This is a genomic window from Providencia sp. UF-224, assembly GCF_058245955.1.
Map to the genome: position 1 here is coordinate 279,411 of NZ_JBSICC010000001.1, position 16,952 is coordinate 296,362.

The window sequence follows — 16,952 nt, forward strand, 5'->3', positions numbered from 1 at the left end:
TTGTAATTAACCGCACTTTGACAGCGTTTTTCTAAACTCATCTTGTCAGTGCCACCACAGGTATCGTCTCTGAGTACGTATACGCCAGTTGCCAAGTGGATGGGGATTCCGATAATGAAAGCGGATATGCATAAGCGAACTCGCCAAGGCATACGGCTTTTTCTACTTCTCGTCTTGTCATTAACCCTTTCCATTTGATACCCCCAGCATATATCCAACGTTTAAGTTCATTACATGCGCCAGCTTGGTCACCAGCATTAAGTTTTTTAAGTAACGTAGAACGCGAGAAAGCACCTGTTCCGACGTTATATGTAAATGAGTACAGTGCAGCCCTTGTGTAATCAGGGATATCAACCTTAATTAAAGGGTTCACGGCCTTAGCGACAATTGCCAAGTCTTTTTCTAACAGCGCTTCACACTCGGCTTTCGTATAAGTTTTTGTGGGGATAATGTCGGGGCCTGTGTGCCCATAACACACCGTGAGTACTCCAATGGGGTCAAGATAAGGGTTAGGGTCATACCCCTCAAACTCAGTAACCATTGCAACAGTTAATGTCATCAATCCACCAGCTGCAGCGGCCATTTTTATTTTATTTGGTATCTTTGGCATGAGCCGCCTCTTTGCGCTTATCTTCTTTTCGTTTGAAATATAAATTTGTCAGAAATGTCGCTACACCTAAAAGCAGGCTTCCTAATACCCCAATCGCTGCCCACTGCTCAGATGAGAAACCATCTAACAATTGTTTTAGCCAATAGAATGTTGAACCCGTAGAGGCAGCATAGGAGGCGCCAGTTGTTAATTTATCCATACGCATATACCACCCCCTACGGAGTGCCCGAAATTAGTTAATAGAAAGCCACCAGCTACAGAAGCTAGTGTGGGTTAATGAATTCAGTTGATATTTAGGCAATAAAAAAAGCCACCATTGTTTAAATAGTGGCTTTTGAAAAAATAGTTATGATAGTTAAGCTTTCTTTTTCAAGGTAAACGGCAATACACTATCATCTCTTAACAGCTCATTTTCTTTTAGTTTTGTTATATACATAATATCTTGTATTGGTAACGGAAATAAATCCAGTAGCTCGCTCTTTAAAAGAATAGAATGAGAATCCAGTAAATTTATCAATTTGTTAATAAACACCGGTTCCTCTCGAGGAATTACATCATCTAACGGCTCTTTTTTCCTGTAGGGAGCAAGTTGCCTATAAACGTATCCTTTTTGGTTATCACTCATTAACCCTAAGCTATTGGATCGATTTGTCATGCACTGCAATGAAACAATCCATCTTTCTTTTAGTTTTTCAAGGGCTGGCAAGCTAGGCGAATAATATTCACGACTAAAAGTTTTTGCTGGTAACAAAAAACAGCTAGCAAAATAATTTGCTTGACCTTCTACTTTTTCAAATAAATATTTATCATCAATATAATCATCCTCAACTGAACGATGGAGGATCAAATGTCCTAACTCATGCGCAATACTAAAACGAGTTCTCACAGCTGTTCTGGTATTATCAGTTATTATTATTGGTCTATCGTTAACCCAAAAAGAAAAAGCATCAACCTTTTCTGCAGCGTGAAGATTTGAAACAATAATACCTTTGTTTTCCAAGAGTCGGGTAAGGTTTGAAATGGGGCCATCACCCATATTCCAGTATCTTCTTACTTTAGTTGCTATTTCTTCAATATCAGCATCTTCCAGTATTTCAAAGTCTGGAATATCTATAGGAGGTAATTCCACATCAGGCAACTGCACGTACTTCATACATTCTCGAACGATTAATGAAACCCATCTTCCTTTTGTCTTCCCTTTAATTCTTTCCTTTTTCGTCGCAGTGCTTCTGCTCCTAAAATGCACAGCCCCTTCAATCTCAGGAGAGCCTTCATTGCTAAGGAAAAATCTTTCAGGAAATCCAAGGACTTTACTTATCATTGAAAGCGTATCTGGCGATGGATTTTTTAAACCTTTTTCAAATGATGATATTGCCTGTCGTGAAATATCAAGAACTCTTGCCAACTCAGCCATTGTCAAACCTTTAGCCTCCCTCGCCTCTGTTAAGCGATTTGGGTTAATACTACGTTCGGTATGCAAAGTTGAAACTAGTGTGCTTGTCATTTTTCGTTCTGCTTAAGAAGCGTCTCAGTCAATATTTTAAATTTATCATCCAACTCATCATCAACTTTCTCTATTTCTACCTCATTTGGAGAGTAGATTGCCATAGTTTCAGTATAAATAATCCCTGAGCTATCTGGGGTTGGTATAGTCAAGTTCAGAGTTGAAATAGCTTGGTTTTTACCACTGTGCAATAAATAAACATGCCCACCTGATTGATTGATTTGCTCAATATGTTCAATTTCTTCGAATAAATCGCGGTTCAATGAAGAATAGATGGACCTGTATTTAGCATTTCTTGGTAATACTCCTTTGCTCTCTACACTATGAGCCGTTAACGCCCAGCCTTTAGAGTGTAAAGTTGGATGACGAGAGTTTTTAGCTGCATTTAAAGAAATATCACATTGAATTTTCAGGCTATTAGCCGCTTTCTCTATAAGCATATCTGAATACAGCCACTTCAAATATGATTGAGCTTGACGCCAAAAAGATCCAAACTCTTTAGCCCCTTGAAAAGACAATAAATAAGCCTTTGATAAGGACATTGATAACTCTTTACGACATTCCATATCGAAAGCAGAAGCTAATTGTTTTGAGTAATTATTCATGCAATACCTATTCCATTCACATCAAGTCAACTGATTTTACAAAATAGGTTATTTTTGTCAACCAAAATAAATTGGTATTTAAAGGTAGGTATCTAATAGTTAGTTACAAGGGAATATCTAAGTAAGCGCTTATTTGTGCTCTGCCGTTGAATGGTCTCGCCGCTCACACACGCAACAATGGCGATTCATGTATTGCTCGCCCTCAAATTTATCACTCAAGGCTATACCATCAGGCAAAAGCGCCCACGCAACATAAAAACTATGAGGGCTCATTATCTCACCGGGTGAATAGTAAATTCCGATAAAACAATCATCTTCATCTTTATCGACTTGAATATAGCCGATGTGCCAACCATCGCACGGATTAAGTACAACAACCTCTTTGCCATCTAAATCTTCAGTTGGTAATTCACTGGCTGGTCTGAACACTAATTCAGTAGGTATTTGCATTATTAGGCCTCAGAAAACAAAAAAGCCGCACTAGGCGACCTCTTAATAATTATGTAGTTTAACCACTCTGCACTAGCAACACTGTGTACGCGGTACTATTCATCTATCCGAAAAAATTATTTGTGGTTAATGTTGTACCCAATTTTCCACAAACAAGACCAGCAATGAAACGACAAAAATCACCACTAAATATTGCATTCCAACCATAAAACCTAAAAAACGATTAACTGCTTTCACATACCCCTACTTTTTCACATGAACTAACGAACAAATTATAACCAATCAACCCACCAAAATCCATATAAAAATAAGAGAAATTAGAAGGCAAAAAACCCGTCATTGCTGACGGGTTTGATTTGGGTAATGATTCTATTCTGATGTAGTTCGCAATTTAAATATAGTTCACTGTTGAAATTGTGCAAGCTCAACTCTTCAGCTACTAATTACTTTACCCAGTGTGGAATAGCGACAAATAGAAGAACTAATACCAGTGCAGCTACTACTACCTGTAATGCATTAACGATCCCCATAAATACAATCCCTTTATAATCAGCAATTAATTAATCACTTGTTATATAAAAATAGTCGTATTTTTCGAATTGTAAAATATTTCTCATTGAGAAAGAAAAAACCCGCCATTACTGACGGGTTCCGCTATAGAGACCTGTTAATCATCCCTGATATCCATAGCTCCCACAGGGTATGCTACGAGCACCTAACTTGCAATTAATAATTGTAACGCTTTATTAACTCTCACAAGAGGGCTTGATGATATCTGAGTATAACTACACATGTAACTCTGACAGGTGGGAACAGCAAGTCTTATGTTTATTTTGGCCATAAAAAAACCCCGCATTGCGAGGTCTTGAATTCGTTTCCTGCCTTGCGTGTACAGCTTCGCGCAGCATATACGAAAACTATAACTTTATTGCTCAAAAAGTCAATAAATCATTTGTCATAATGATAGTCCCTGCCAAATTCATCACACATTGGTCGATAAAGCATAAATTCAGCCACCGATAGCCATGCATCAACTCTGCGCCTACAAGTAGATAAAGATAAACTAGGATGTCTATCACGCATTTCATGAGCTATGTAGAAATTAGACTTTTTATAAACGTATCGCTCCTTCAAAACATCAAGTAATCCAGCATCAGCATTCATCACCTCACAAATAACCTTGTCCATTTTGCCACCTTCAGCATCCGAACAGAACCACATGCTACTGAGTGCTTTTTTATCCTTAAACTCTTCCAAGAACATTAATAATGTTTCTTTAGATAGCCCTGATGTGCGCATTCTCTTCATTGCATCTTTTAAGGCTTTTTTGGTAATTGTTGGTTCTTCTAATAACTGATTAAACATACCAGCTGCATCTGGTACTTTGCTAAATGCCGCCCATCTTCCCCACATTTTTAAACGTCCACGGATCCACACGCTTTCCAATGTACGTAATTTAAAATGCTCTTCGCCTTTACCTGTCGTTAATGGATAAATCACTTAATACCTCTTTAGTACGCCGCACCCTACGTTAACCGAAAACACCTAGTGCCGCTGAACGGTCTAGGAATCGAATTAAAAAAATTAACTGGCTACCGTGCTCCCTTTCCCATCCGTTTGGATCCTTATGCAACTCGCTGTGGTGAATGCGACACAATGGAATAGTGAACAAGTCATGGGCTTTAGTGCCTGTTCCACCTTGCCCGTAACCTATTAAATGGTGAGCATCATCCGCTGTGGCGCCACAGACACAGCACGACTGTGATTTTACCCACTGCAGATATTTATCATTAGTCCAGCGCTGGGGCTTTGGTTTTAGCATTACGCTTGCTGGTGGTTCGGGGTCGATGGTTAAATTTAATACAGTTTTTGATAGCCGGACATCATTATACTGTTCGCTGAAATATTGATTAGGAAGAGAGATAAGCCCCGACGGTTGATATTTTAATTCAGCGGGCAGTGTTGTGATCAGCATCCGGTCATTAAACAAATTTAGGCTTGCTCCTGGTCTAAACATGACTGCCTTAACTTCAGGAATAATGATGGGGGTTAATATCCATTGGTGATTCATGACATTTTCTCCACTTCAGCATTGAGGGGCCTTATCTCAATTTCAAATCGACCACCTTTTACTACTTCACACCAAGTGATATCAACATGCTTAACTTGCTCATCGTCTTTCCAAATATTGGCATGGGTGATGGCGTCAAATGGTGCTTTTAGATAGTTATCAATATCCCTTCTGTGATAAGTGGGTGGGAACATCTTCACAATGACGGATACATTTTCAGTAATTACCCTAGGTCTTGGCCTTAATTGGGTATAAATAGCAGCTATTGCACTAGCCCGGAACGCACGCCCTTTTGCACTGATTAACGTTTTACCGTTGATATTCCGCCAGCAAGCATTAACACTTGGTGGAAAAGGTAGGACAAGGCTTAAAGATCCAGACATATTTGACCTCCACCACGGATAACAGATAAATGATTACCTTTAGCTGAATTGAACTTGGCATAGTGAGCTTGGCGATAAATTTTAACCTGCCCAATGTCATCAAATATATAATGGCGACCAAAGCCTATTTCCTGACTTTCGCAAATAGGGCAATAATCAATTGATTCACAACCACCTGAGCGTCCCTTGCACCAGTGAAGATTTCCATGGAAAGTGGAACAACTTGCACACATAGGAGCATCGCAAGTGTAAGCCGATGAGAATCGAGATAATACACCGCTATCATTTCGCTCACCGATGTAGCAAATAACGCCATCACAAAGCAAATCAGCATTGCCACCACAGAACATGCATTTGTTGCTAGCCATTTGTCACCACCTTATTCCAAATTGCTACTGCTGATGGCTTATCATTTACTGCAGGGCCTTTCGCCCCACAGCTATGACAATAAACATAAAACCAAGTACGGTATTCGAGAGTTAAAATGTGCAGATCTTCACTGCCACATTTGCAAGGGTGAATCTCAATCATTGCGTTATTCACGCTGCCACCCCCATTTTTTTAGCTAACCACTGCGCCTGTTCGATAGCTAACTTGCCTATTTGCTCTAATTCTTTACGTTGAATGTTGCCTGTTTTCTCGCCGCCCCACTCTTTATCAAAAACAATTATTGCACCGGCAAACATTGCACCTGATGGCTTTTGTTTTTCATCTGCTGGGTTAAACCATTTCGGAACGTCAAAACCAATTCGTCCTTTGATGTAACAAATGTGATCTGCGTGGTCAGGCCACCATGTTTCGCTCGTTGCTACTTTCAATAAAAAGACGTATCGACCACCTTTTTCTCTCATCGCTAAAGCATGATTAATTATGTGACCAACACCAGTGACTGCTTGTTTTTCGTGATAAGAACTACGGGAGTAAGGTGGATTAGCAAATGCAGCGCCACCACCAATCTCTTTCAGCTTTTCCGACCAGTCTTGAGTAAGTGCATTATCTTCTACGGTGTAGAAATGTGGCACCTTACTGTTTTCGCCATCCGTAAACAGATCAATTGTGAGTGGACCGAATTTAGCGTTAATACCCCAAAACAACTCATCAGGAGTACGCCACTGATCACCAACTTCTTTTAACTCATGTGCTTGCTTTGCTTTTAGCGCATTAAGTTTTTTAACATACTCAATTTTTGGAGTGGCTTTTTCTACAGCATCGCAAATACGCTCACCGATCCAGCGCATAACCGGTACTGCCATGCTATTACCCAAGGCGCGATAACGGTGACCATCAGGGCAATCATCAATAGATTTGTCTTTAAAAGGTACTTTAGTGTGATTATCAGGAAAGCCTTGCAAACGTTCGCATTCAATGGGAGTTAATCTACGTACGATGTTATTAATGCTAACACCATGGCGATCTACTTTTGTTAATGTGTATGATATATCGCCTTCATTGTAGCCATTTCCATTGCCACCATTTTCAGGCTTGCGACCAATTGTATTGCCAGCTAATGCTATAGCAGGATACCCCTGCCCTGGCTTTCCACCTCCACAAGCTAATGGGCCAGTTATTTGACCATCGCCATTAGTTAGTCTAATTTCTCCTCGATTATTTTCAGCAAAAGAAATTGCGGGGATCTGAGACGCTTGCAAACAACCTACCGTTTCAGAACTAGCACCCAGTGTTGATGATGTTTTTCCACCAGCTTGTGGGTTAAAGACAATTAAATCAGTCGCGCTCTTATCGTCACGGCTTCTTAGTGTTGATGCTGAATCATCAGGTGTATATTGACCAAATGACTGTAATCGGAATGTATTAATGATATGGAAATCACCCGTGAATGCCTCTTGGTTGCCTAGCCAGTGTTTAGCACCACAATTTGCTAAGATGGTTCCTGTTGCTTGATTGCCGCTTGCAAGGCATTCTCCAGCATCACTGGTAATTGCTTCTGCCTGCGTTCCGCTCGTCTCAATATCCCCTCGCACGCCTGCTTGCTCAAATAATATTTCTGGGACACTGATGTCTTTTCTAGCAGTTGCGACAACGAAGACACGACGACGGCGTTGGGGCACTCCGAAATATTGAGCGTCGAGGATCCGCCAGCTAACAGCTCTTTGTGGTCCAGACACATAACCAACGTTTGACCATTTTTCCCCTGTTGGCTTAAGTTCTTCACTTTCCCCGGCAAGTCCAGCAAGAAAGCATCCAAAGGCATTGTCTTTACTGCTGAGGACGCCGGGGTCATTTTCCCAGACGATGATTGCTGGCTCTTTGCCGTCTTTTTCTCTGATTTCATCAATACAGTCCGCTAATTCAACAAATGATAAAGTTAATTGCCCGCGCTCATCACTTAAACCACCACGCAAACCCGCTACGCTAAACGCTTGGCATGGAGTACCACCAACCAACACATCAGGTGCAGTTACTTCACTACCTTTCAATTTTCCAGCAATAGTGGTCATGTCGCCAAGGTTTTTAACTTCTGGCCAGTGGTGATTTAATACAGCGCAAGGGAATGGCTCTATTTCACTAAACCACTCGGCTTTCATGTTTAATGGTTCCCAAGCCACGCTTGCCGCTTCAATGCCAGAGCACACCGATCCGTATGTTAATTTCATTAGATAGCACCCCGCTGCTGGTGGGATTTAACATACTCGCGCATATGCTTATAACGCTGCTGAACTTGAAAATGGTCAGCATGATGATTTAAGTGGCGAAACTTCCTACAAGTCACTAAATCACGACGAGATTGATTCCATCTGTTACGAAGCTTGCGGATAGTGCGCCATTTACGTAGCTGTTTGAACATGGCAATCATGCCTAGCACGTCAACGCCATAGATTGTTTTAGTTTCACTACGCATCATGCTGTCACCTCTCTCGCTGCTTGCTCTGCTGCCTGCTGCCAAATACCTGCCCATGCCTTGCGCCCTACAAAATCAGTCATACGACGAACACCCGATTTCCCAGCCAGTTCACTTGCGATTTCCTCAGTACGGTTTTGAGGTTTTGAACGGGAACCAATAATTCTTGTAAATGCTTCATCACGCTCAACAGCATCGACCTTAACTTTTTGCTCACCAGCGAGGCGTAATGTGAGGTCGTCCCATTGGTTGCGCAGTGTTCTTGGGCACTGAACGTTTTTCTTCCAAAAATCATCTTGGATAACGCGTTTGTAGAATTGACAAATTTCTTTGTGGCTATGCCCATCAACGTTGACCATTAAGCGAACTTCGTTTGCCCAATCGATGTAGTTAGGCTCCTTAGGAGCTTTGAGCCCTAAGTCTTTGAACACCTCGCACTTGCGCTCAAACAACCACTCCGCACATTTGAGGTCATTAGCTGAGCCCCATTTCTGGAAGTTAGCGCTGTAAATCACCGCCTCTGGGTAACGATTTAAAAAATCAGTTTTTGACTGGTCGCTGGATTCGTTAGAATTCTGCGACGAAGAGTTAGTTACTGATGGATCATGTATTGAAGTTACTGACGGATCGCCCCCAGATTCTGGCGGGTCAAAATGATTATTTTTGCTTGATTCTGACGGGACAGATTTCGATGCAACAGATTTTGATGCGTCAGGATTTGACGTATCAGAAACTGACGGTTGAGAAAGTGCAGCCATTGCGGCTGAGGCTAATTTATCAACATTTAATTGATAGATATTGCTCGCATTGCGGTTACCTTTGCGACGCTTCTCGCTTGATAACCAACCCGCTTTCTCTAAGTTTTTAATTGCCGTACGCACAGTGCTTTCACCCGCGCCTATTTGGCGAGCAATAGTCGGTACCGATGGCCAACATACTCCATCATCATTTGAAAAATCGGCAAGGCGGGCCATAATCGCAACAGAGGTTATTTTCAAACCTGCACTTGCGCAGCCATCCCATACATAACTTGATAGTTTTACGCTCATGCTGTTACCTATTCGACTCGTGTATATTCAGCTTTAAATCTGTACAAAGGGGCGAAGCATTCATGTTCATAACCGTCACGCATGAAAATGACCCACTGCTTGACTCGGTCATAACGTATGACACGAACACGAATACCGCGCTTATCCAGATAAATGCGATTGAGATTATTGGCATCTTCATTGGACATGACCCCCTCTCCCGCAATTGGCATTAAATTCATCTACCAACCACTGCATAAATGGGTAGTTGGTTTCTTGGTAACCATTTGGTAATTTAATCTCATAGACGAAACGGTTATCGCGGATTGAAGCGCGTACTTGCGTTCTACCCCGTAAATTCGTTACACTGCTCATGCTAGTTACTCCACACAAGTTGTTATTAGCACCCGACGCCTCGGACCGCATATCTGGGGCGTCAACCTTTCTTATGTAATTTAATGAGCGCATTGATAGCCCCTCTAGTGCTTGCGATTGCCCTATCCAACATGGTCAGAATTTGTTTTTCTTCATGCTTATCAACAACACCGTCTTCCAATGCTTTACCAATAAATACAACTAACTCACCGCGAGTTGTTGATGCATGAGTTTGTAATTTGAATAATTCGGGTTCGTCTAAATCCTCTGGGCTTATCTTTTCCACCAGCAGCAAATTTCTTCTGTTTGCGTAATACCCAGCAAGAAATGAGGTGTTAGATAAATCCTCCATCGCCTCAAGCTCTTCACGCTCAAAAAAACGACAGCCGTTTTTCTCGTACAAGTTGTTATTGAACGTGGTTTCTGTCATGCCCAATGCACCAGCCATCGCTGAACGTCCACCGGGGTATGCTTTACACATCTCTTTCACGACTTCTTTTAATGTTTGTTTGCACATATCTACAATTCCGTTGTTTTGTTGGTAGTTAACTCAGTTAGTTGGTTTTGGTATCGTTCGGTAAACCATCTGATTTATTAGGATAAAGATCCGGCCTTAGTTCGTGAGGGGATACTACCCAGCCAGCTAACTTGCAAAGCTGAATCACTCGTTCTGCCGGAACCTTATTTTTCTTTATCCAGTTAAATACTGATTGCGGGGAGCCAAACCCAAACATTCTGGAAACAACTGAAGGCGCACCAACAGCCCGAATAGCTTTTTCAGTAATATTTTCTTGATGCATAACTTCTTTCTCCGATAAGTAGTAAAAACATACTACTTAAAGTAGAGAATAAAAACAACTTAAAATAGAAATGACAGTCACTAAATTGAGCGATAGACTTCTACTTATGGTAGAAAAAGCAAAATACTCTAAATTTGCCGAAAGGCTTACTGAGCGAATGTCTGACGCTAATGTCGATGTTAAGCAATTATCAGAACAACTAGGCGTGTCGTATGAAATGGCGCGAAGATATACCCTTGGTTCTGCCAAACCTAGAGATGATAAGATGGAATTATTGGCTCGGGCTGTGAAATCAACGGCTGTCTACTTAGATTATGGTGTTGAGATAGATGGCGGCTTACCAAGAGTAGAAGATAAGACATCTGACACTGTTACAGTAAGGCAGGTTGAAGTATTTGCCTCAGCTGGGCACGGTTATATTAACAACCCCTTTCCTGAGGTGATACGCTCAATTGAAATCCCAACAGATAAAATATACGAGCTATTTGGAAGAACTACTTTAGATGGAGTAGTTATTATAAATGTTGATGGGGATAGTATGATTCCCACTCTAAACCCTAAAGATCTCCTATTCGTCGACACAAATATAAGCCACTTTACTGGCGATGGTATATACGTTTTTAACTTTGAAGATTCAACATTTATTAAGCGCTTACAAAGAGTTAAAGGAAGAAAGCTAGCGGTTATCTCAGATAATGACTTTTACCCTCCATTCTATCTCGATGAGCATGAAATGTTTGAGGTGTATTTTCATGGAAAATTATTAAGAAGCCTCCCCATGAGCTTAAAAGTTTTCGCTTAAAACTAAGAACTGGCCATTGCCAGTTTTTTTTCGTTAAAATTTTCTACTTTTAGTTGTTGACATTATCTACTTTTAGTTGCATTCTTATTTCACGCAAGAAATAGGAGAAACTCATGCAAACCAATTCAAATGAACCAATCGTTACTTTCAGTGTGCCAATGTCGCAGGATGATGTGCGCGAGTGGATACTAGAAAAAGCCAAACAAATTAACAACCTGCAAAAACTGCGCAATGAACGTGATGAGCTGCAATCTAAACTCGAAAAACTCGACGAAGAAATTGCAGAGTGCTTGGATATGTGTGCAGTTACTGTTAGTGCTTAACTAAATTCAATTGTGTGGGGTATTACCGAGGGAGATCACCAGCAAGCCAAGCCGCTATAGACTCAGATTTAGTCAGTACGGTTTCATCGACTCTATCTAGCTTTATAGCAGCCCTTTTATACGCAGGGTTGTATAGAACACCGAAAACAGGAATGTCAGTCTTTAATAATTCCTCTAATCGTAGGTGGAGTTCTTCTTCAGAGATAGTCTCTGAATTATGAAGTAAAGATAGGTATTTTTTTGAGCGCTCATTTGCAAGGTCTGATTGCTTACTAAACTGCAAAAAGAACTGGAGCGCGGAAAGAATAGAAATTAAGGCACCAATAATAAATAGGCTTGAGAAAGAAAGCATTACTGAGCCACCAAGGACAAAAAGCGTGATTGATATAAATTTATCAATCCGACCTAAAAGAACACTTTGCATTTCATTTAGGTAGTAAGAACTAGTAATTGTGAAGATTGGATCTTGGTGGCTCATGGTAATACCTCTTTATTTTTGGGGTGGCTTTGGTGCTGGTGCTGGCTTCCTGGGCACCTGACCATCTGGTTTATGAGCTGGCGCAGGTTTTCTAGGTAGCTGTTTTTCTTCGTAAGTTGACATTTATATTTCCTTTTTCTGTTGTGGTAAGGGAAATATATCAAAGTTCCTTCTGTTGTGGAATAGCGGGAACCACAGCCGCCTGATGTGGATAAGTTAGTTCAGGCAACCTTATAAACTGTGTGGAGTGCTTAGTATGGGAATGCTTATTTTAACTCGTCGAGTCGGTGAAACTTTAATGATTGGTGATGATATTAAAGTCACTGTTTTGGGTCTGAATGGTAACCAAGTGCGGATTGGTATTGAAGCCCCAAAAGATGTTGCTGTACATCGTGAAGAAATTTATCAGCGTATCTTAGCTGAAAATAGTATTGCCACTGCTAGTGATTGACCTTTGTAGTTTTTGGCGGTATCGCACCGCCCTTTTTCGTAATACATAAGGCCACTGATATTCAGTGTTCATACTAGGTAAATATATTCATTATTTGTCAGTGGTCTTATTTATTGTGTGGAGTTAATTATATTCGAGGAAAAAACAAATGAAACGTTTTCCAATTACTAGCTGTGTTATTTTTAAAGCTGAATTACCCAGCGCCGAAGCTTTAGAAAATCATTTAAAAGAATTACCCTTTGTTGATATTTTAGAGTCACATTCTATTAGCTATGGTTTTATTCCTAATAAAATCACAGGTGAATTAGTTACACCAATTGAAGGTGGCTATATTATTACTTTTCGTATTGATGAAAAGATACTTCCTAAAGCGGCTATCGCCTTTGAGGTTAATAGACGCATTGAAAAATTGAAAGAACAAGGTATCAATGACTTTCTTGAAGCAGAGCTAAAACATGTTGCAATAGAAGAAATGCTAAAGGTTGCTTTGACTAAAACAAAAATAATCACTGCTCTTTACCACGTTAAAAAGGGTTTCCTGTTTGTGTCTACAACGCGAAAGCCAGACCATCAAGCGCTATTAGGCAGTTTGGTGAAAGCTTGCGGTACTGTAAAAACTGAAACTTTTCACATTGATGATGCAAAAAATGGAATTACAACACGGTTATCTAACCACATTGATAATCAACCACCAGCAGAATGCTTCGGTCATGACCTTTATCCTGGTAACTTCCTTTTGCTACAACGTAAGCTTGATAAAAAGCTAGAAACCTTAAAATATGATGCTGAACTTAATTTAATCCGTGAGCAAGTTAAAGATTCAATTGATAATCATTTTAAAGTTTGTTTAATTGAATTAAGCACCTTTGATATTAGCTTTAAACTTACAGATGATTTTGATTTTAAAAATATCAAACCGTTAATAGAAATAGACTGTGACGGAGATAAAGTTTTTCGATATCGACACACAAATGCTGTATTTATGTTTTACATGGTTAATACCATCGAGTTATTAATCGAATTATTAAAATACAAAGAAAAAACAGAGTAACTATTTAACCAACACCAAGGAATTAATTCTCTTTATTAAGAGACGGACTCTTATTATCTAAATATTGCGTGGAGTATTAATTATGTCGAAAGAACTAACGTTAAGTGAGTTATTAACTCAGCGGTGCGTTGAATTTGCAAATAGCGAACAGGCCGTAGAAATTATTGATAAAGGTATCACTAAATTATTTACCAGTGTTGTTGATGATGCCTTTCGTTCCTATGGTGATTTCGGTAAAGCATTTAAAGAAGCAATGGAAAACGCCCTACCAACCAGCATAGAAGATATTGTTGATTTGAAAAAATACAACACGCTGGTTACTGAAAAAATGCGTAACTCTTGGGAAAACTCAGGAATCGAAACCGACTTACAGGAAAAGGTTGCCGCTTTAGTAAAAGATTTCACAAGTGACGAAGAGTGCCCTAAATACATTAAAGCTTCTGATCTATGGGAGGCGTTTATCAAAGACAACACTAGCGATGCCATGGAAAGTGGCTGGGATTCTCCACAGGTATTTTTTGATGATGAACGTGACGGATCTATTTTTGTTAGCTTGCACCCAGATGAGGCCACATCTTCATATAGCTCAATAAGAGAAAGCGAATGTGATTATAGATTCCATCTAGGTGATGTCCGAGTTGATGGTTATGGAAGTGAATTACTTTTGCATGAAGGTCATAAAGTGTATGAGCTGTTTAGTGGCAAAGTGAAAGGTAAAGTTTTAGGGAAAAACATAATAAAACCATACTCCACTTTCGATAAATTAATTTTGAACCTCTATTACGGCGGCAGCTTATTAGTTTGGGATGAATCACCAGAAGATATTTGCTACTGCAATGATAATTAATAAAGAGGGTTTTAATTATGCAACTTAGCCAAATTAATTTAATTTCCGCTATTTCTACTGAAATAGAAAAACAAATACCCGGCATACCTGCTGAACCTCGTTATATGAATGCCATTATTAAGGCCGCAAATTTGGTTTGTGACGAATTCAAAAAGCCGCTTGTTAAAGCTTCTGAAAGTATGGGGCTTACTGCATGGCTTGCTAGTGATGATGTAGGTTTGAGCTCCAAATATATAGCTTCCGTTCTTTCAGGGCAGTTTTATGCTTCAAATAATTACCCTCGGGATCCTGCTGATTTAGGCCGCTGCATTCGATTGCTGATGGCTGTACCTGAATTCGCAAGCCAGTTACATGAAATGAAAGCATGCTCACCCCAATGGTCTACTGTTATCGATAATTGGGATAAATGGAAAGGCCTCTACGATGCTGGTGAAGGTGAAAAGCTTTATCAAGAAATGAAATTAACTTACGAGTCATTGAGGGATTTGCCATGAAAACCTTTAATAACATCCCATGGCTTGGAGAATGCCCTAAATGCGCTCATGAATCAGCACAAGTACAAACTGAGAATGGGAAAGATGATTGGCTTTATTCTGGGGATAAAGTCACCTGTGAAAATTGCAAACATACTGGTGTAGTTGAAGCTGATGGAGAGTGTGCTTGGTGTGAATGGGACGAAGTAGATGAGCAACATTAAACACCCAGTTATACGCTACCACGGCGGCAAGTTTCGACTTGCCCCTTGGGTGATTAGTCACTTTCCTGATCATCGTTGTTATGTTGAGCCTTTCGGGGGTGCTGCATCGGTTCTTTTGCGTAAACCTCGCTCGGAAGCTGAAGTTTATAACGATTTAGATGATGAAATAGTAAATCTGTTTCGCGTTCTACGTGATAAAGACCAGGCTGAGAAACTCATCGATGCTTGCTTATTAACGCCCTATTCACGCACTGAGTTTAATTGTGCTTATGATGTTTCAGTTTGCCCTATTGAACGAGCGCGTAAAACAATTGTGCGTGCAACTATGGGTTTTGGTAGTGCAGGTGCAACAAAAGGTAAAACAGGTTTTAGGTTGGACACTAAACGTAAGTCAGCGACAGCACAAAAGATATGGACGCGAGCACCAGAAAACCTACTCGCTGTAGTGGACAGATTGCAAGGGGTATTAATTGAGAATCGTGACGCTGTTCAGTGCATGAAAGACCATGATACCACCAGCACCTTACATTTTATTGATCCGCCTTATCTGCATGAAACAAGGAGCATGAGAAGCGAAACATATCGGCACGAAATGGATGAATGGGGTCACCAGCAATTAATTACTGTCGCTGGCCAGCTTTCAGGAAAAGTTATCATTTGTGGTTATGACAACGATCTATATAACGGCCAACTCTCGAGCTGGCGAAAAGAAATAAAGACAACAGCAGCAAACGGTCATGCAGGCTCAGTAAAGCGCACCGAATGCCTGTGGCTAAATTTTTAAGGTGAAATTTAATGAAATATAAACACTTAATGGTAGATCTAGAGGGAATGAGCACGCATAACAATGCAGCCATTGTTTCTATTGGTGCAGTAGCTTTTGAACCTTCAACTGGTGAGATTGGGTCTACATTTTACCAAGTTGTTGATTTAAGAAGCTGTGAACGTGCAGGTCTTCATATCGATGCTGGTACAGTACTTTGGTGGATGAAACAAAGTAGTGAGGCTAGATCTGCCATCGTTGCTGACGGAGTTAATTTACGTAGAGCATTACATGATCTTAACTGCTTTGCAGAGGACGCTTTAACTGAAGATGTTCAAGTGTGGGGAAATGGTGTTGATTACGATAACGTCATTCTTCGTAATTCTTATATTGCCGTTGATTTAGAGCCGTTCTGGAAACATTGGAATAATCGTTGTGTTAGAACGATTGTAGAGCTAGGCCGTAATGCTGGCATCGATCCAAAGAAAACACTTCAGTTCGAAGGTGAACAACACAATGCGTTAGCTGATGCAATTCATCAGGCTAAATATGTGTCTATTATCCACCAGTATTTAATTAAACCAGTTAACGACGATATTTAATTTTTAAATCTGTATGCGGCAGATGTGGAGATAATTATGTCTAGTGGAAAACTTATGAAGGCTAGCGCATGGGCCAAAAGAGAATTCGAGGATGGTTCAATACCCGACAATAGAACCATAAAACGCTGGGTAACGATTGGCGAAGTGCGAGGAAAGATCGTTGATGGCGCGGCTTGGGTTTATTCTTCAGAAAAGTGGGGTGTTGAGTCTGATATTGCATTATGCGTAAGTGATTTAATAAGGGCTTCATAA

Annotated in this window: 28 protein-coding genes; 10 read left to right on the plus strand and 18 right to left on the minus strand. The window is 40.3% G+C overall.

Annotation, left to right across the window (positions count from 1 at the left end; translation table 11 throughout):
- Nucleotides 1-37: 37 nt before the first annotated feature.
- From AC4IFO_RS01400 to AC4IFO_RS01480, 17 genes are all read right to left on the minus strand, one after another.
- The gene (locus AC4IFO_RS01400; protein WP_490731217.1) at nucleotides 38-610 is read right to left on the minus strand and encodes a lysozyme; all 573 of its coding nucleotides are present in this window, start codon (nucleotides 608-610) and stop codon (nucleotides 38-40) included.
- The gene (locus tag AC4IFO_RS01405) at nucleotides 591-815 is read right to left on the minus strand and encodes a class II holin family protein (RefSeq protein WP_004911666.1); all 225 of its coding nucleotides are present in this window, start codon (nucleotides 813-815) and stop codon (nucleotides 591-593) included. Before AC4IFO_RS01405 ends, AC4IFO_RS01400 begins: the two co-directional genes overlap by 20 nt.
- A gap of 150 nt (nucleotides 816-965) precedes the next feature.
- Nucleotides 966-2,114, minus strand: coding sequence for a helix-turn-helix domain-containing protein (locus AC4IFO_RS01410; RefSeq protein WP_490731220.1), 1,149 nt, complete (start codon nucleotides 2,112-2,114; stop codon nucleotides 966-968).
- Nucleotides 2,111-2,719: a hypothetical protein gene (locus tag AC4IFO_RS01415; RefSeq protein ID WP_490731222.1), complete on the minus strand. Its 609-nt coding sequence runs from the start codon at nucleotides 2,717-2,719 to the stop codon at nucleotides 2,111-2,113. The genes AC4IFO_RS01410 and AC4IFO_RS01415 overlap by 4 nt, the downstream gene beginning before the upstream one ends.
- Nucleotides 2,720-2,848: 129 nt before the next feature.
- A complete protein-coding gene (locus AC4IFO_RS01420) occupies nucleotides 2,849-3,169 on the minus strand; it encodes a hypothetical protein (protein WP_490731224.1) in 321 nt (106 codons plus the stop codon).
- Nucleotides 3,170-4,117: 948 nt separating this feature from the next.
- A complete protein-coding gene (locus tag AC4IFO_RS01425) occupies nucleotides 4,118-4,669 on the minus strand; it encodes a DUF1133 family protein (RefSeq protein WP_490731226.1) in 552 nt (183 codons plus the stop codon).
- A gap of 31 nt (nucleotides 4,670-4,700) precedes the next feature.
- Entirely contained in the window at nucleotides 4,701-5,240 is a 540-nt protein-coding gene (locus AC4IFO_RS01430) for a DUF968 domain-containing protein (RefSeq protein WP_490731228.1), read from the minus strand.
- A complete protein-coding gene (locus tag AC4IFO_RS01435; protein ID WP_490731230.1) occupies nucleotides 5,237-5,623 on the minus strand; it encodes a RusA family crossover junction endodeoxyribonuclease in 387 nt (128 codons plus the stop codon). Before AC4IFO_RS01435 ends, AC4IFO_RS01430 begins: the two co-directional genes overlap by 4 nt.
- Nucleotides 5,608-5,991 carry a hypothetical protein gene (locus tag AC4IFO_RS01440; RefSeq protein ID WP_490731232.1) on the minus strand — a complete coding sequence of 128 codons (384 nt, stop codon included), beginning with the start codon at nucleotides 5,989-5,991 and terminating at the stop codon, nucleotides 5,608-5,610. Before AC4IFO_RS01440 ends, AC4IFO_RS01435 begins: the two co-directional genes overlap by 16 nt.
- On the minus strand, nucleotides 5,984-6,166 hold the full coding sequence (locus tag AC4IFO_RS01445) for a hypothetical protein (protein WP_490731234.1): 183 nt from the start codon (nucleotides 6,164-6,166) through the stop codon (nucleotides 5,984-5,986). Before AC4IFO_RS01445 ends, AC4IFO_RS01440 begins: the two co-directional genes overlap by 8 nt.
- Nucleotides 6,163-8,238, minus strand: a complete 2,076-nt coding sequence (locus tag AC4IFO_RS01450) for a phage N-6-adenine-methyltransferase (RefSeq protein WP_490731236.1) — start codon at nucleotides 8,236-8,238, stop codon at nucleotides 6,163-6,165. The genes AC4IFO_RS01445 and AC4IFO_RS01450 overlap by 4 nt, the downstream gene beginning before the upstream one ends.
- Complete coding sequence (locus AC4IFO_RS01455) at nucleotides 8,238-8,486, minus strand: hypothetical protein (RefSeq protein WP_226616963.1); 249 nt, start codon at nucleotides 8,484-8,486, stop codon at nucleotides 8,238-8,240. Before AC4IFO_RS01455 ends, AC4IFO_RS01450 begins: the two co-directional genes overlap by 1 nt.
- Nucleotides 8,483-9,532 carry a helix-turn-helix domain-containing protein gene (locus AC4IFO_RS01460; protein WP_490731238.1) on the minus strand — a complete coding sequence of 350 codons (1,050 nt, stop codon included), beginning with the start codon at nucleotides 9,530-9,532 and terminating at the stop codon, nucleotides 8,483-8,485. Before AC4IFO_RS01460 ends, AC4IFO_RS01455 begins: the two co-directional genes overlap by 4 nt.
- Before the next feature lie 8 nt (nucleotides 9,533-9,540).
- Nucleotides 9,541-9,744: a DUF4222 domain-containing protein gene (locus AC4IFO_RS01465; protein ID WP_490731240.1), complete on the minus strand. Its 204-nt coding sequence runs from the start codon at nucleotides 9,742-9,744 to the stop codon at nucleotides 9,541-9,543.
- On the minus strand, nucleotides 9,710-9,886 hold the full coding sequence (locus AC4IFO_RS01470) for a hypothetical protein (protein WP_490731242.1): 177 nt from the start codon (nucleotides 9,884-9,886) through the stop codon (nucleotides 9,710-9,712). Before AC4IFO_RS01470 ends, AC4IFO_RS01465 begins: the two co-directional genes overlap by 35 nt.
- A 61-nt stretch (nucleotides 9,887-9,947) precedes the next feature.
- Nucleotides 9,948-10,403, minus strand: a complete 456-nt coding sequence (locus AC4IFO_RS01475) for a YmfL family putative regulatory protein (protein ID WP_490731244.1) — start codon at nucleotides 10,401-10,403, stop codon at nucleotides 9,948-9,950.
- A 37-nt stretch (nucleotides 10,404-10,440) separates the two neighbouring features.
- Nucleotides 10,441-10,686 (minus strand): transcriptional regulator, encoded by a 246-nt coding sequence (locus AC4IFO_RS01480; RefSeq protein WP_283027175.1) that lies wholly within the window; start codon nucleotides 10,684-10,686, stop codon nucleotides 10,441-10,443.
- A gap of 106 nt (nucleotides 10,687-10,792) precedes the next feature.
- On the opposite strand from AC4IFO_RS01480, the gene AC4IFO_RS01485 reads away from it, so the two are divergent.
- Together AC4IFO_RS01485 and AC4IFO_RS01490 are read left to right on the plus strand one after the other, a co-directional pair.
- A complete protein-coding gene (locus tag AC4IFO_RS01485; protein ID WP_490731246.1) occupies nucleotides 10,793-11,488 on the plus strand; it encodes a LexA family transcriptional regulator in 696 nt (231 codons plus the stop codon).
- A gap of 113 nt (nucleotides 11,489-11,601) precedes the next feature.
- Nucleotides 11,602-11,811 carry a hypothetical protein gene (locus tag AC4IFO_RS01490; protein WP_206277905.1) on the plus strand — a complete coding sequence of 70 codons (210 nt, stop codon included), beginning with the start codon at nucleotides 11,602-11,604 and terminating at the stop codon, nucleotides 11,809-11,811.
- A gap of 22 nt (nucleotides 11,812-11,833) precedes the next feature.
- On the opposite strand, the gene AC4IFO_RS01495 is transcribed toward AC4IFO_RS01490, so the two are convergent.
- A complete protein-coding gene (locus AC4IFO_RS01495; protein WP_490731248.1) occupies nucleotides 11,834-12,289 on the minus strand; it encodes a hypothetical protein in 456 nt (151 codons plus the stop codon).
- Nucleotides 12,290-12,551: 262 nt separating this feature from the next.
- Between AC4IFO_RS01495 and csrA the strand changes: the two genes are divergently transcribed.
- From csrA to AC4IFO_RS01535, 8 genes are all read left to right on the plus strand, one after another.
- On the plus strand, nucleotides 12,552-12,740 hold the full coding sequence (gene csrA, locus AC4IFO_RS01500) for a carbon storage regulator CsrA (RefSeq protein WP_071548870.1): 189 nt from the start codon (nucleotides 12,552-12,554) through the stop codon (nucleotides 12,738-12,740).
- 148 nt (nucleotides 12,741-12,888) lie between these two features.
- Nucleotides 12,889-13,791, plus strand: coding sequence for a recombination-associated protein RdgC (gene rdgC / locus AC4IFO_RS01505; RefSeq protein ID WP_490731250.1), 903 nt, complete (start codon nucleotides 12,889-12,891; stop codon nucleotides 13,789-13,791).
- Nucleotides 13,792-13,873: 82 nt separating this feature from the next.
- Nucleotides 13,874-14,638: a hypothetical protein gene (locus AC4IFO_RS01510; protein ID WP_490731252.1), complete on the plus strand. Its 765-nt coding sequence runs from the start codon at nucleotides 13,874-13,876 to the stop codon at nucleotides 14,636-14,638.
- A 17-nt stretch (nucleotides 14,639-14,655) separates the two neighbouring features.
- Nucleotides 14,656-15,132: a hypothetical protein gene (locus AC4IFO_RS01515; protein WP_490731254.1), complete on the plus strand. Its 477-nt coding sequence runs from the start codon at nucleotides 14,656-14,658 to the stop codon at nucleotides 15,130-15,132.
- Nucleotides 15,129-15,335 (plus strand): hypothetical protein, encoded by a 207-nt coding sequence (locus AC4IFO_RS01520; protein ID WP_490731255.1) that lies wholly within the window; start codon nucleotides 15,129-15,131, stop codon nucleotides 15,333-15,335. Before AC4IFO_RS01515 ends, AC4IFO_RS01520 begins: the two co-directional genes overlap by 4 nt.
- On the plus strand, nucleotides 15,322-16,119 hold the full coding sequence (locus AC4IFO_RS01525) for a DNA adenine methylase (RefSeq protein ID WP_490731257.1): 798 nt from the start codon (nucleotides 15,322-15,324) through the stop codon (nucleotides 16,117-16,119). Before AC4IFO_RS01520 ends, AC4IFO_RS01525 begins: the two co-directional genes overlap by 14 nt.
- Nucleotides 16,120-16,148: 29 nt before the next feature.
- Nucleotides 16,149-16,700: a 3'-5' exonuclease gene (locus AC4IFO_RS01530; protein WP_490731495.1), complete on the plus strand. Its 552-nt coding sequence runs from the start codon at nucleotides 16,149-16,151 to the stop codon at nucleotides 16,698-16,700.
- A gap of 36 nt (nucleotides 16,701-16,736) precedes the next feature.
- On the plus strand, nucleotides 16,737-16,952 hold the full coding sequence (locus tag AC4IFO_RS01535; RefSeq protein WP_490731259.1) for a hypothetical protein: 216 nt from the start codon (nucleotides 16,737-16,739) through the stop codon (nucleotides 16,950-16,952).